Here is a 13464-nt window from a genome sequence, read left to right on the forward strand (position 1 = left end):
CGACTGCCCCCGGGCTCCGCCAGGGGGGAGAGGTAAGGTGACCCTAAGTTGCCTGTCCCGATCGTTCGGAGTTCCTCTCGTGCTCACCTCCACGCCGCCGCAGGACACCACGCGCCGACCGCCGAGGATCGCGCGCCCGGACCCCCTGACACGGTCGGCCGACCCCGCGTGCCCGCTGCCCGGGCCGGGCGGCACCGAGGAGTTCTGGGCCGCCGTCCGCTCGGGCGGCCATCCCGTCGTCGCGCCGGACCCCGAGGGCGACGACGACCACCGGGCAGTGACGTTCCTGTGGCAGGGCACCCCTGCCACCCGCGCCGTCCAGGTCCTGCCCAACAAGCTCGGCGACCCCAGGGACCCCGAGGTCAACATGGCGGCACAGGTCCCCGGCACGGACGTCTGGCACTGGACCCTGCGCCTGCGCCACGACTGGCGCGGCACGTACGACTTCTACGTCGACGAGGGGGACGGCCCGGAGTACGGCACCCCGGCGTACTGGCAGTGGCTGCGCACCCGGCGCCGCCCCGACCCGCTCAACCCCTCGGCGCTGCCGCGGCGTTGGAGCGGTGACCCGGTCTCCTACGCCGAACTCCCGGCGGCCCCGCGTGCCGGGGACTGGCTGCCGAGGCCGGACGCCACCGCCCGGGGCCGGGTCGCCGCGCACGACGTCCCGGCCGGAAATCTCGGCGGGAGCCGCCGTGTGTGGGTCTACGAACCGCCCCTGCCCGCAGGGCACTCGGCGGCGGACCTGCCCGTACTCGTCCTCCTGGACGGCGAGCACTGGCAGCCGCGGCTCGGACTGTCGCACCTGCTGGACAACCTGATCGACGACGGGCGCATCCCGCCCGTCGTCGCTCTGCTGCCCGATTCCGTGGACGCCGGCACCCGATGGGCGGACCTGACGTGCCGCCCCGGGTTCGTCTCCTTCCTCACCGACGAACTGCTGCCCTGGACGGCCGCCCGACTGCCCGTGACGGACGATCCCGCACGCACCGTCGTCGCGGGCCAGAGCCTGGGCGGCCTGGCCGCCGCCCACGCGGCACTGTCGGCCCCCGGACGCTTCGGCAACGTCCTCGTCCAGTCGGGCTCCTTCTGGTGGCCCGACGGTCCGGACGCGGAATGGCTCACCGGGCGGATCGCCCAGGAACCGCGGCTGCCCGTCCGGTTCCGGCTCTCCTTCGGCGAGCAGGAATGGGTGGCCCTCCCGGCCGCCCGCAGGCTGCGGGACACCCTCGCGGCGGCCGGCTACGACGACGCCACCTACCACGAGTTCAACGGCGGCCACGACTACCTGTGCTGGCGCACGGAACTCGCCGACGGCCTGGTGGAGCTCCTGTCCCCGGCCACCACCGGACCGGGGACGCGCGCCCCGCAGCCGTAGCCGTATCCGCGCCCCGTAGCCGTAGCCGTAGCCGTAGCCGTGGCCCCGCCGGCCGCTACCGGCCCACCTCCAGCTCCCGTACGCACGCGCTGTGCGGAGCCGGGCCGAAGCGGGTGGACCAGCCGGGCGGCACCTCCCGCCACAGCGGCCACGGGGACAACTGCCGCCGGGCGTTCTCCAGCACCAGACGGGTGTCCGCGCCCTCCTGCCCGGGATCGAACGGGCCACCGACAGGGTTCATGCGTCGAGTTCCCTCAGCCGGGCCGCCAGGACGGCCGCGATGTCGTCGAGGTACCGGTCCTGCATCAACTGCGGGTGCGTGCAGTCGAGGTCGTGGTTGACGATGCGCCCGGTCACGTGCGGACGCCACGCCTCACGGGTCAGCCAGTCCTCCGCCCGTGGCGCGGCGGCGGTGAAGAACAGCAGGTCGCCGTCGTAGACGCGGTGCTCGTGCTCGCGCATCATGCGGGCGTGGTTGGGCACGATGTCGACGATTCTCGACAGGGTCGGGTCGCCGAGGCCGGCGAGCGGACTGCCCGCCCGGCGCAGTGTCGCCACCACGTCGGCCCGGGTGCGCTCGCCGGTGCGCTCGAAGCCCGCCATGCGCAGCACCGCCGTGAGCGCGTCACCCTCCTCGGGAGCGGGCCTCCCACGCCACTGCTCGGCCGGGAACGCGTCGAGCAGCGCGAGGAGTTCGACCTCCTCCCCGGCCGCCTGCAGCTCGGCGGCCACCGCATGGGCGAGGACCCCGCCGACCGACCAGCCCAGCAGCCGGTACGGGCCGTCCGGCCGCGCCGCGCGGATCTGCCGGACGTAGTCGGCGGCCTCCTCCCGCAGCGTGCGCGGCAGGGGTTCGTCGCGGACCAGGCCGCGGGCCTGGATGCCGTACAGCGGCTGCCCCGGGCCCAGCCGGGCCGCGAGGCCCGCGTAGCACCAGGCGATCCCGCCGGCCGGATGAATGGCGAACAGGGCGGGCCGGCCACTCCCGCCGCGCAGCCGCAGCACGACGTCCAGGGCGTCCTCGGAGGCCGCCGACCCGGTGCCGAGCCGGGCGGCCAGCGCCGCCGGGGTGGCCGCCTCGAACAGGGAGCCGACGGTCAGCCCGGTGCCGAACTCCTCCCGCACCCGGCCGACCAGCCGGACCGCGAGCAACGAGGTGCCGCCCAGATCGAAGAACGCGTCATCCGGACCCACCCGGTCCACTCCGAGCACCTGCGCGAACAACCGCGTCAGGGTCTCCTCCCGCGGACCCGAGGGCCGCCGCGCGCTCCCGCCGCCCGTGAAGACCGGAGCAGGCAGCTCACGGCGGTCCAGCTTCCCGTTGGGACTCAGCGGGAACGCGTCCAGCACCATCACGGCCGCCGGCACCATGTGCTCAGGCAACTCCCGTGCCAGCGAGGCGCGTACGGCCACCGGGTCGGCCCCGCCCGTCACATATCCGACGAGCAGCTGCTCGCCCGGCCGGTCCTCCCGCACCAGGGCGCACGCCGCGTCCACCCCGTCGAGTGCGGCCAGCGCCGACTCGATCTCGCCGAGCTCGATGCGCTGCCCCCGCAACTTGACCTGGTGGTCGGTGCGTCCGAGGTACTCGACCTCGCCCTGCCGCGTCCAGCGGGCCAGGTCCCCCGTGCGGTAGATGCGGCCGCCGGGCGGCCCGAAGGGGTCGGCGACGAAACGCGACGCGTTCAGCTCAGGGCGGCCGAGATAGCCGTCGGCGAGCTGACGGCCCGCCAGGAACAACTCTCCGGGAACACCCGGCGGGCAGGGCCGCAGAGCCGCGTCCAGCACGTACAGCCGGGTGTTCCACACGGGCCTGCCGATCGGCACCGGTCCGGTGCCGTCCGCCGCGCACGCGTGGTACGTCACGTCGACCGCCGCCTCCGTCGGCCCGTACAGATTGTGCAGTTCCACCTCGGGCAGCGCGCGGGCGAAGCCGGACGCGGTCTCGCGGGGCAGCGCCTCGCCGCTGCAGAAGACGCGACGCAGGGTGCCGCACGCCCCGGGGTCCGCCTCGGCGAGGAAGACCTGGAGCATCGACGGCACGAAGTGGCAGGTGGTGACGGCCTGTTCCTCGATCAGCCGGGCCAGGTACGCCGGGTCCTTGTGACCGCCGGGGGCGGCGACGACGAGCGTCGCGCCCTGCCGCAGCGGCCAGAAGAACTCCCACACGGACACGTCGAACGAGGAGGGCGTCTTCTGCAGCACCCGGTCGTCGGCGGTCAGTCCGTACGCGCCCTGCATCCAGCGCAGCCGGTTGTCGATCGCCCCGTGCGACACGACGACCCCCTTGGGGCGGCCCGTCGAACCGGAGGTGTACATGACGTACGCCGGATGCGCCGGGGTGAGCGGGCGTGCGGGGTTCACCCACAGGTAGCCCGACACGTCCAGCCCGTCCAGCACGACGAGCGGCGTGCCCGCGTCCTCCGGGAGCCGGCCGGCCCGGTCCGTCACGGCGCACACCGGCTTCGCGTCCCGCAGCATGTACGCGACCCGCCGCGCCGGGTAGTCCGGATCCAGGGGCAGATACGCCGCCCCCGACTTCAGCACCGCGAGCAGCGACACCACGAGGTCCGCCGAACGCGGCACCGACACCGCGACCACCGTGCCCGGCCGGGCCCCCAGGGTCCGCAGATGCCGTGCCAGCCGGTTGGCCCGGGTGTTCAGCTCCTCGTAGGTGAGCGACGTCTCCCCGTGCACCAGGGCCGTGGCACCTGGGGTCCGCGCGGCACGCGACTCGATCGGGCCGATGAGCGTCGTCGGCGGCAGGGCGCGGTCGGTGGCGTTGAACGTGTCGACGACCAGGGTGTGCTCGTCCGGCGTCGCGACGCCGTGCACGGCCGTCGGCAGGTGCGGGTCGGTCCGCACCAGCCGCTCCACGAGACCCAGGAACCGCTCCTGGTGGGCGGCGAGTCCGGCCTCGTCGTACAACGCAGGGTTGCCGTCGTGGTCGATGCGCAGACCGTGGCCGTCGGCCCGGTCGTAGATGTTCACCGTCAGGTCGTCGACCGGACCGGCGGACAGATTGCGGGCCCGGGCCGACGCGCCCGCGAAGTCGACGGCGTAGTCGAAGGGCATGACGTTGACCAACGGGCCGACCAGGCCCCGGTTCTCGCCGAGCAGCCGCAGGTCGCGCCGGATGTCCTCGTAGCGGTAGCGCTGGTGGCGGCGGACCTCACGCACCCCGAGCACGACCTGCCGGACCAGCTCGGCGAAGGTCGCTTCGGGGGAGACGGCCAGCCGCAGCGGCAGCACGTTCATCACCATGCCGGGCACCCGCAGCGAGACCGACCCCAGCCGCCCCATCATGGGCAGGCCGAGCACCACCTCGGCGTGTCCGGTCGCACGGGAGGTGTACAGGGCCTGGGCGGCGATCAGGACGTCCGGCCAGGTCGCGCGGAGCCGGTCGGCGAGCTCACGCACCCCCTGGGTGGCATCCCGTTCCAGATGCGCCGTCCGACGGTGGAACGTACGCGAGGGGAGCGCGCCCCGGCCGGCCAGCCTCGGCACCTCCGGACGGTCGCCGAACGCCTCGCCCCAGTGCGCCCGGTCGGCCTCGAAGGCGGCCGACGAACGGTACGCGGCATCCTCGGCGACCAGTTCGGCGAGCGCCCCGAAGACCCGCGGACCCGGTTCCGAGCCCCCGGCCAGCGCCGAGTAGACCTCCGCGGTGCGCCGTACGAGGAGCGAGTAGCCGAAGCCGTCCATGACGAGGTGGTGGATGCGCTGGTACCACAGCCACCGCTCCTCGCCGACCCGGAACAGGGCGTGCCGGAACAGCGGACCGGCCGTGAGGTCGAAGGGCTCGGACAGGTCGGCGCGCATCCACCGGTCCGCCTGCCGGTCGGGGTCCGGGGCGTCCCGCAGGTCGTGCGTGGTCAGCGGCAGCACGACCACGGGGGCGAGGTGCTGGCGCGGGCCGTCGGCGGAGTCCTCGACACGCACCCGCAGCGCGTCCGTCTCCTCGGCGACGCGGCGCAGGGCCGCGGCGAACAGCCCGGGGTCGAGCGGCCCGTCGATCTCCAGGCATTCCGCGGTGTTCTGCGCCGGGCTCAGTGGATCGAGGGACTGCGCGTACCACATGCCCGACTGGGCGGCGGTCAGCGGCAGTACGGTGTCCGGCTCGCCGGAGCCGGCGGAATCGGTGCCGGCGGAGTCGGTGAGCAGGGTGGTCATGACACCCCCAGCAGCGGTGACCAGGCCTCGATGGACGGCTGCTCGGCGAGGTCCGCGAAGTCCGCCCGGACATCGTGGTCCCGGCGCCAGCGCCCGAGCAGGGCCATGATGCGGACCGAGTCGAGCCCGTGGTCCAGGAGGTTCTCGTCGAGGGGGATGTCCGCGGGGTCCTCGCCGAGTGCGTCGGCGACATCGCTGCGGATCCGGTCCAGGGTGAGCGTCATCGGTTCAGATCTCCTCGAGAAGCGCGTCGGTCGTGGTGACCACCGCGCAGCGGCCGGCGGCCCAGCGCAGAGCCATGTCATGGTCCTCGCGCGAGAAGTCGGCGACGGCGTCGGCCACGACGAACGCCTGGATGTCCCGCATCCACGCGTCGCAGGCGCTCATGAGCACCCCGATGTGCGCGTACACACCGGTGATCACCAGTTGGTCGCGGCCCGCGTCACGCACCAGGTCCTCCAGGCCGGTGCGTACGAACGCGCTGTACTTCCACTTGGTCAGGACGGTGTCCCCGGCCGCGGGCGCCACGGCCTCCGGCAGCGCCAGCGCCACCGGATCGTCGGCCGCGCCCGGCCCCCAGAAGTCGAGCTGGAGCCCGCGTTGCTCGGCCGTCTGGCCGCCGCGTTGCACCGAGTAGACGACCGGGACACCGAGGCGGCGGTACTCCTCGACGAGACGGGCGGTGTTCTCCAGCATTCCCGTCAGCGGCTGCTCACCGGCCGGGAACGCGTCCAGGAAGTGATTCTGCAGGTCGTGGACGAGGAGCACGGCGCGCGCGGGATCCACGGTCCAGGGGACGCGGCTGGCGGGCAGTTCGGCTCCGGTCGGCAGTGCGTAGGGGGTGATGGCGGGAAGTGCCATGGGTGGAACCTTTCGGTGCCGCTCGGGGCGGACTCAGCGCTGATGCGGGACGGCTCGGCCGGGGGCCGAGGAGGAAGGGACCGCGTCGGAGCGCAGCCCCTTCTTGCTGACCTTGCCGATCCCGGTCTGCGGGAAGGCGTCGACGAACTCGACGAGGTCGGGGATCTTGTAGGCGGCGACACCGCGCTCACGTACGAGACGTTTGACGGCGGCCGGCCTGAGCGGCTCGGCGCCGGCGCGCAGGATCACGTAGGCGAGGGAACGTTCGCCCAGGTAGGCGTCGGCCACCCCCACGACGGACACGTCGTGCACGGACGGGTGGGCGAGGATGATGTTCTCGATCTCCTCCGGCGCGACCTTCTCGCCGCCCCGGTTGATCTGGTCCTTGGCCCGCCCCTCGACGACGAGATGCCCGCCCGGGGTACGGCGGACGATGTCCCCGGTCCGGTAGAAGCCGTCCTCGGTGAAGGCCGTCGCGTTGTGTTCGGGGGCGCGCCAGTACCCGCGGATCGTGTACGGCCCACGGGTCAGCAGATGCCCGTAGCCGCCGTCCGGGACCTCCTCGCCGGCGTCGTCGACGATCAGGATCTCGTCGTCCGGGGAGATCGGCAGGCCCTGCGTGGTGACGACCGTCTCGTGGTCGTCGTCCAGGCGCGTGTAGTTGACGAGCCCTTCGGCCATGCCGAACACCTGCATGAGCCGGCAGCCCAGAGCTGGTTCCAGACGGCGGGCCGCCTCCTCGCTGTACTTCGCACCGCCGACGAGGACCAGCTCCAGGCTGGACAGGTCCTCCGTGGCGTGCGCGGCGGCCTCGGTCCACAGCAGGGCGAGAGGCGGCACCAGACCCGTCATGGTGGCGCGTTCGCTCTCCACGAGGGCGAAGGCCGTCGCCGGGTCGGGGCGCGGGCACAGCACGACGGTCCCGCCGGCGTACAGCGCCCCCAGCCAGCCGGGGGAACTCATGGGGAAGTTGTGCGCTGCCGGGAGCACGACGAGGTAGCGGGTGCCGCCGTCGACCCCGCAGATCTCGTTGGACCCGCGCAGCGAGTAGATGTAGTCGTCGTGCGTACGGGGGATGAGCTTCGGCACCCCCGTCGTACCGCCCGACAGCTGGAGGAACGCGAGGTCGTGCGGCGCGGGTCCTCCGGGCAGCTCCGCCGGTGCGCGGGGCAGGGGCACCTCCGAGAGTGCCGTGTGCTCGCCGGGCTCCCCGACGACGAAGACGTGCCGCAGCCCCGGTGTACGCTCCCTGATCCTCGACGCGAGGACCCGGTGGTCGAACCCGGCGTGCACATCGGGGATCACGTAGGCCACGGCCCCGGTGAACGCACAGAAGTAGCCGATCTCCGTCTCGCGGTGCGCGGGCAGCGCGTACACGGGCAGCGCGCCGAGCCGGAACAGCGCGAAGGCGACCTCGACGAACTCCCCGACATTGGGAAGCTGCAGGACCACCCGGTCGCCCCGGGATATGCCGCGCGCGGCGAAACCGGCCGCCAGCCGGGCCGAGCGCTCGTCCAGGTCCCGGTACGTCCACACCCGGCGCACGGGGGACGGGTCCACGACGGCTACGCGGTCGGGGTGGGCCGCGGCCCGCTCACCGAGCACCCCGCCGAACGTCTCCCCCCGCCAGTACCCGGCCGCACGGTAGCGGTCGGCGAACCCGGCGGGCCAGGTGGGCGCGTCCGGCCCGGAGGAGATCGTCACAGTGCCGCTCCCACGGCGCTCAGGAACGTCCGGAACTTGGCGGCGGTCTCCGCGGTCTCGGCGGCGGGCGAGGAGGCCGCCACCACACCGGCGCCCGCGAACAGCCGCAGCGTGCGGCCCTCCGCCTCGGCGCAGCGGATCGTCACGACCCACTCGCCGTCGCCCTCGGCGTCCTGCCAGCCGAGCATGCCCGTGTACGCGCCGCGGTCGAAGGGCTCCGACGCGGCGATGACGGCGCGCGCGGTGTCGGTCGGGGTACTGCACACCGCCGGAGTGGGATGGAGGGCGGAAGCCAGATCCAGCGCGGAGGTCCGGGGATCGGCGATCTCCCCGGCCAGGGTCGTCGACAGGTGCCACATCGCCGCGGTCCGTACGAGCGTGGGCCGTTCGGGAACGTCGAGGCGTGTGCAGTACGGCGCGAGGGCCTCCCGCACGGCGTCGACGACGACGGCGTGCTCGTGCAGGTCCTTCGGCGATTCGAGCAATGCGGCCGCCCGCCGGACGTCCTCGGCCAGGTCGTCGCTGCGCTGCGCGGACCCGGCCAGCGGATTGGCGACGAGCCGCGCGCCCCGCCGGGCGACGAGGAGTTCGGGGCTGGCGCCGATCAGGGTGCGCCCCGGTCCGCTGGGGACGGCGAAGGTGTAGCCCCTCGGGTCGCGCCGGGCCAGCCGGCTCAGCATGGCGGGCAGGTCCAGCTCGTGCGGAGAGGTGAGCTCCAGCGTGCGGGCGAGGACGACCTTGTCGAACTCCCCGGCCCGCATGCGCTCCACCGCCGCGGCCACCGCCTCGCGGTAGCGCCCGGCGGCCGGTACCTCGCGGATCCGCCAGTCGGCGGCGTGCTCCGGCTCCGGGGCGCGCAGCGCGACGAGCGGGTCCTCGCGCAGCGCGGGAGCCCGGCGCACCGATCGCGGAACGGCCAGTGCGGGAACGCCGTCCGGTGCGAAGGGCAGGGCGCCGATGACGACGGGCGCGGGGTCGCCCGCGCGCCGCCGGGCATCGAGGACCTCGCGCACCCGCAGGGACAACGGACGTGCGTCGTGCGGTACTTCGGCTGCGGTTCCGCTGCCGAGCAGGGTGGTGCGGGGGGTGGCGAGGAACCGGTCCGAGCCGGGCCGGTAGGCCTCCAGCAGGGTGGTCGCCGCGCCGGGGGAGTGGAGCGGCGGGGGAGCGGTCGGGACGCGCAGGGAGGCAGACATGGTCGTCTCCAGTGGGTGGGCTCGAACTGCGGCAGGAAGGCGCCTGAGGTGGTGTGGGACGGAGCTCGCACGGCTCGTTCAGGCGCGCAGCGTGGCGCCGCCGTCGACGTACAGGTCGTGCATGGTGATGTGCCTGGCGCGGTCGGACACCAGGAAGGCGACGGCGTCCGCCGTGTCGGAGGGATCCGCGATCCGGCCGAGCGGGATGCCGGTCCGGTAGCCCGCCAGGTCCCCGTCCACGACGCGCCGCACCGCGGCCTCCTCGTCCCCCTCGGGCCACATGCCGCGCTGCATGTCGGTGAGGGTCGACCCGGGGGAGACGGTGTTGCACCGGACGCCCCGGGACGCCACCTCCAGGCCGAGGCACTTGGTGAACATGACGGCCGCGGCCTTCGAGGAGGCGTACGCAGCCATCCCGGTGCGGGGGATGCCCGCCGCGTTGGAGGCGACGGTGACGATGCTGCCGCGGCCCCGGCCGGCCATCCGGCGGGAGACGGCCCGTGACACGTGGAAGACCCCGTGGGTGTTGACGGCGAAGGTCGCCGCCCAGTCCTCGTCGCTCTGCTCCGCGACCGACGAACTGCGAAGGATTCCGGCCACGTTGACCGCGATGTCGAGCGGCCCGATCGTGGCCTCGGCCTCGGCGACGAGCTCCTCGACCGCTTCGGCGTCGGTCACGTCGAGGCCGCGTGCGGTCACCCGGCCGTCGTACCTCCCCGCCATGGCGGCGGCGACGCCCTCGGGCGCCACGTCGGTCGCCAGTACCCGTGCGCCGCGCCCGGCGAGCGCGTGCACCACCGCTTCGCCGATGCCCCGGCCGGCCCCCGTGACGAGTGCGGTCCGGCCGGCGAGCTCCTGGTCGCCGCTCACTTGACCATGGCCTTGCGTATGTCGTCGAGCACCGAGACCGCCGCCTGCGCACCGCCGAGGCTGGTCCACATGGAGCCGTCGATCACGGTCGTGTGCCCTTCGCGCACGGCGCCCAGCTGCTGGTAGGCCGGCTTCTTCGCCAGTCCGGCGAGGAGGTCCGCGTCCGTTCCCGCGTCCAGGGTGCCGATGAAGAGCCAGTCGCCGTCGATCTCGTCCAGGCTCTCGTCGCTGAGCGGCGTCGAGTGTCCCTCGCCCTTGTCGTTCTGGATTCCGGGACGGGTGAAGCCGAGGTCCTTCAGTACGTCGCTGATGAACACGCCCTGCTGCATGACCGCGGTGCCCTTGGCCGAGTAGCGGGCGACGGACACGCTCGTACCGGCCAGGGTGCCGAGATCGGACGTGAGGGCGGCGGCCCTGGTGTCGTAGTCGGCCAGGAAGGCGTCCGCCTCGTTGCTCCGGCCGAGGGTCCTGCCAGTGAGCTCCAGGGACTTCTTCCAGTCCTTGCTGCCGTCGATCGTCACGACGGTGGGAGCGATCTTCCTGAGCTGTGCGAGCACCTGCTCGTCGGCCATCTGCCCGGCCAGGATCACGTCAGGATCGGCCTGGACGACCTTCTCGATGTCCGGGCCGGTGACCGCACCCACCACGGGGATGCCCTCGGCCTGACCGGCGAGGTAGGCGGGGGCGCCCTGCTGCCCGCGCCCCGCGGTGAGCCCCACCGGCACGACCCCCAGGGCGAGCGAGGAGTCCAGGTCCATCTCGCTGAGGGCGAGCACGCGTTCCGGAGAGGCGGGGACCTCCACCTCCGTCCCGGTCGCATCGGTGATCCGCGTGGTGCTCGCCCCTCCCGGTCCGCCGGCCGCGGCCCCCGGCTCGGAGGATCCGCAGGCGCTCAGCGTGAGCGCGCAGAGGGTGAGCAGGGACGCCGCAGCGACGGGGCGGGCGTGACTGCGGGAGGGGCGGGGCGAGTTCGGCGCCATGGCCTGGAATCTCCGTACGGGGTCGGTGTGGGTGAGCGGTTCGGGACGAGGCCCGGCCGGGAAGCTCCGAAGCGGGGCCGGGCAGCACACTTGACGCCCCTTTCGGGCATGGCGGTGCCTCGGACGCCTCCGGAAACCGGTCCGGCCTGATTAGGTTAGGCTAACCTTATGTCAATAGCGCAAGGGGGTCGGCCGAGAACAGCCGGATCCCGCCACCGTGAAAGCCCGCCACCACCCGCGCACACCGTCCGTTGGGCCGCCGGACTCGTACTCCTCCTGTCGGCACTCGTGCTGCTCTCCCTCGTCATCGGCACCGGATCCAGCTCCCCCGGCCGCGCCTGGGACTTCCTCACCGGCGACACCGCCGCCCGTGCGGACGCCCGGATCCGCCTCGCCGTGCTGGACGTACGCCTGCCGCGCACCCTCGCCGCCCTCCTCGTCGGCACCTGCCTCGGCGTGGCCGGCTGCCTCCTGCAGGCCGCCACCCGCAACCCGCTCGCCGAGACCGGGCTGCTCGGGGTCAACTCCGGTGCGGCCTTCGCCGTCGTCCTCGGGCTCACCTTCTTCGGCGCCGACTCCCCGGGCGCGCTCCTGGTGTGGGCGCTCGTCGGCGGCACAGGCGCGAGCGCCGTCGTCCTCCTGTTCGCCGGATCCGGCCGCACGGGGGCCTCACCCCTGCGCCTCGTCCTGGCCGGGTCCGCGCTGGGCGCCACCTTCCACGGCTGCACCTCGTACGTCCTGCTCGGCACGCAATCGACCTTCGACACCTACCGCTACTGGACGATCGGCTCGCTCGCCGGCGTCGAGACCTCCGACCTGCTGCCCCTCCTGCCGCTCGTCGCCCTCGGCCTGCTCACCGCGCTCGGCTGCGCCCGGCCGCTGTCGGCGCTCGGCCTCGGCGACGACGGCGCCCGCTCGCTCGGCCACCACCCGGGCAGGATCCGCCTTGTCGTCGCGGGAGCCGTCGCGCTGCTCGCCGGATGCGCGGTCGCCGTGGCCGGCCCCATCGCCTTCCTGGGGCTCCTCGCCCCCTACGCCGCGCGGGCCCTCACCGGCGCGCGCATGACCGCCCAACTCGCCCTGTCCGCCCTCGTCGCGGCCGACATCATGCTCCTCGCCGACATCCTCGCGCGGATCGTCATCCGGCCCTGGGAAACGCCCGTCAGCGTGCTCCTGGCCTTCGTCGGCGGACCGCTGCTCGTGTGGATCGCCCGCTCCTCCCGTCTGTCCACCGCGGGAGCGGCGGCATGAGCGACGTGACACCGCCCGACAGCACGGTGCTGCGCACCCGGACGCTGTCCTGGCTGCTCCCGCGCCGCAGCGCACTCGCCGCCGCCCTGCTCGTCCCGCTCCTCGCCCTCCTCGTCACCCTCGCCGTGACGGCCAGTTCGACCGGAATGAGCCTGTCGCAGACCGTCTCGGGGCTCCTCGGGACCGGGGACCCCGGCACCGTCATGATCGTCCGGGACTTCCGGCTGCCGCGCGTCTTCACCGGCCTCATGGTCGGCGCAGCCCTCGGCATCGCCGGCTGTCTCACCCAGACCCTCGCCGGCAACCGCCTTGCCACGCCCGACCTGGTCGGGGTCAACGACGGCGCCACGGCAGCCGTCGTCGCCGCCGCGGCGGGCTCCACCACCGGCATGGTCGGCGCCTGGTGGCTCGGCCCGATCGGTGCCGTCGTCGCCGCCGTCGTCGTCGTCCTGTGCGCGGGCGGCGCGGGCGGAGCCGGCTACCGGCTCCTCGTCACGGGCATCGGCGTCTCCACGTTCATCGGCGCGGTGAGCGACCTCATCATGTCGCGCGAGAACGACAACACCGCGGGCGGCGTGTTCCTCTGGGCCGTCGGCAGCCTCAACGGACGCGACTGGGGCGTCGGTACGCCACTGGCGCTCGTCCTGCTGATCCTCGTCCCCCTCGCCCTCGCCGTCGGCCACCAGCTGCAACTGCTGCGCTTCGACGACGATGTGGCCTCCTCCCTCGGCGTCGGCCTCCGACGCCTGCGCGCGGGTGCGCTCGCCCTCGCCGTCGCCCTCGCGGGCACGGCCGTCGGCGTCGGCGGCCCCATCGCCTTCGTCGCCCTCGCCGCGCCGATCCTCGCGCAGCGCCTGGCCGGACCCACCCGGGTCCCGATCACCGGATCCGCCCTGACCGGGGCCGCCCTGATCGCCGCGGCCGACGCCCTGGGACGCGTCGCCGCCCCCGTCGAACTGCCCGTCGGTGTCGTCACCAGCGTCCTCGGCGGTCCCTTCCTGCTCTGGGTCCTGCTCCGCACGGACCGTGCCACCGGAAAGGCGTGACACAT

General features: G+C 73.8%; 11 protein-coding genes. 3 read left to right on the forward strand and 8 right to left on the reverse strand.

Going from position 1 to position 13464, the window contains the following annotated elements; all coding sequences use genetic code 11:
• Positions 1 to 79: 79 nt before the first annotated feature.
• On the forward strand, positions 80 to 1378 hold the full coding sequence (fes, locus tag OG524_RS33235; RefSeq protein WP_405812242.1) for an enterochelin esterase: 1299 nt from the start codon (positions 80 to 82) through the stop codon (positions 1376 to 1378).
• A 55-nt stretch (positions 1379 to 1433) separates the two neighbouring features.
• Here the strand turns inward: fes and OG524_RS33240 are convergent, their stop codons facing one another.
• The 8 genes from OG524_RS33240 to OG524_RS33275 all read right to left on the reverse strand — a co-directional run bounded on the left by OG524_RS33240 (position 1434) and on the right by OG524_RS33275 (position 11162).
• Positions 1434 to 1619 (reverse strand): MbtH family NRPS accessory protein, encoded by a 186-nt coding sequence (locus OG524_RS33240; protein ID WP_405386693.1) that lies wholly within the window; start codon positions 1617 to 1619, stop codon positions 1434 to 1436.
• Positions 1616 to 5551 carry an amino acid adenylation domain-containing protein gene (locus OG524_RS33245; protein WP_405812243.1) on the reverse strand — a complete coding sequence of 1312 codons (3936 nt, stop codon included), beginning with the start codon at positions 5549 to 5551 and terminating at the stop codon, positions 1616 to 1618. Before OG524_RS33245 ends, OG524_RS33240 begins: the two co-directional genes overlap by 4 nt.
• Positions 5548 to 5775 (reverse strand): phosphopantetheine-binding protein, encoded by a 228-nt coding sequence (locus OG524_RS33250; protein WP_405386690.1) that lies wholly within the window; start codon positions 5773 to 5775, stop codon positions 5548 to 5550. The genes OG524_RS33245 and OG524_RS33250 overlap by 4 nt, the downstream gene beginning before the upstream one ends.
• A 4-nt stretch (positions 5776 to 5779) precedes the next feature.
• Entirely contained in the window at positions 5780 to 6412 is a 633-nt protein-coding gene (locus tag OG524_RS33255) for an isochorismatase family protein (RefSeq protein ID WP_405386689.1), read from the reverse strand.
• A 33-nt stretch (positions 6413 to 6445) separates the two neighbouring features.
• Positions 6446 to 8116, reverse strand: a complete 1671-nt coding sequence (locus OG524_RS33260; RefSeq protein WP_405386687.1) for a (2,3-dihydroxybenzoyl)adenylate synthase — start codon at positions 8114 to 8116, stop codon at positions 6446 to 6448.
• Positions 8113 to 9312, reverse strand: coding sequence for an isochorismate synthase (locus tag OG524_RS33265; RefSeq protein WP_405812244.1), 1200 nt, complete (start codon positions 9310 to 9312; stop codon positions 8113 to 8115). Before OG524_RS33265 ends, OG524_RS33260 begins: the two co-directional genes overlap by 4 nt.
• Positions 9313 to 9390: 78 nt before the next feature.
• On the reverse strand, positions 9391 to 10182 hold the full coding sequence (locus OG524_RS33270; protein ID WP_405386683.1) for a 2,3-dihydro-2,3-dihydroxybenzoate dehydrogenase: 792 nt from the start codon (positions 10180 to 10182) through the stop codon (positions 9391 to 9393).
• Complete coding sequence (locus tag OG524_RS33275; RefSeq protein ID WP_405386682.1) at positions 10179 to 11162, reverse strand: ABC transporter substrate-binding protein; 984 nt, start codon at positions 11160 to 11162, stop codon at positions 10179 to 10181. Before OG524_RS33275 ends, OG524_RS33270 begins: the two co-directional genes overlap by 4 nt.
• 168 nt (positions 11163 to 11330) lie before the next feature.
• Between OG524_RS33275 and OG524_RS33280 the strand changes: the two genes are divergently transcribed.
• Together OG524_RS33280 and OG524_RS33285 are read left to right on the forward strand one after the other, a co-directional pair.
• Entirely contained in the window at positions 11331 to 12413 is a 1083-nt protein-coding gene (locus OG524_RS33280; protein WP_405386680.1) for a FecCD family ABC transporter permease, read from the forward strand.
• Positions 12410 to 13459 (forward strand): FecCD family ABC transporter permease, encoded by a 1050-nt coding sequence (locus tag OG524_RS33285; protein ID WP_405386678.1) that lies wholly within the window; start codon positions 12410 to 12412, stop codon positions 13457 to 13459. The genes OG524_RS33280 and OG524_RS33285 overlap by 4 nt, the downstream gene beginning before the upstream one ends.
• Positions 13460 to 13464: the final 5 nt, after the last annotated feature.

Source organism: Streptomyces sp. NBC_01520, assembly GCF_045040375.1.
Taxonomy (GTDB): domain Bacteria; phylum Actinomycetota; class Actinomycetes; order Streptomycetales; family Streptomycetaceae; genus Streptomyces.

Coding starts and splice junctions, on each gene's coding strand:
- OG524_RS33265 (WP_405812244.1), bottom strand. CDS start 9,312: ATGTCTGCCTCCCTGCGCGTCCCGACCGCTCCCCCGCCGCTCCACTCC.
- OG524_RS33275 (WP_405386682.1), bottom strand. CDS start 11,162: ATGGCGCCGAACTCGCCCCGCCCCTCCCGCAGTCACGCCCGCCCCGTC.
- OG524_RS33240 (WP_405386693.1), bottom strand. CDS start 1,619: ATGAACCCTGTCGGTGGCCCGTTCGATCCCGGGCAGGAGGGCGCGGAC.
- OG524_RS33250 (WP_405386690.1), bottom strand. CDS start 5,775: ATGACGCTCACCCTGGACCGGATCCGCAGCGATGTCGCCGACGCACTC.
- OG524_RS33285 (WP_405386678.1), top strand. CDS start 12,410: ATGAGCGACGTGACACCGCCCGACAGCACGGTGCTGCGCACCCGGACG.
- OG524_RS33255 (WP_405386689.1), bottom strand. CDS start 6,412: ATGGCACTTCCCGCCATCACCCCCTACGCACTGCCGACCGGAGCCGAA.
- OG524_RS33280 (WP_405386680.1), top strand. CDS start 11,331: ATGTCAATAGCGCAAGGGGGTCGGCCGAGAACAGCCGGATCCCGCCAC.
- OG524_RS33245 (WP_405812243.1), bottom strand. CDS start 5,551: ATGACCACCCTGCTCACCGACTCCGCCGGCACCGATTCCGCCGGCTCC.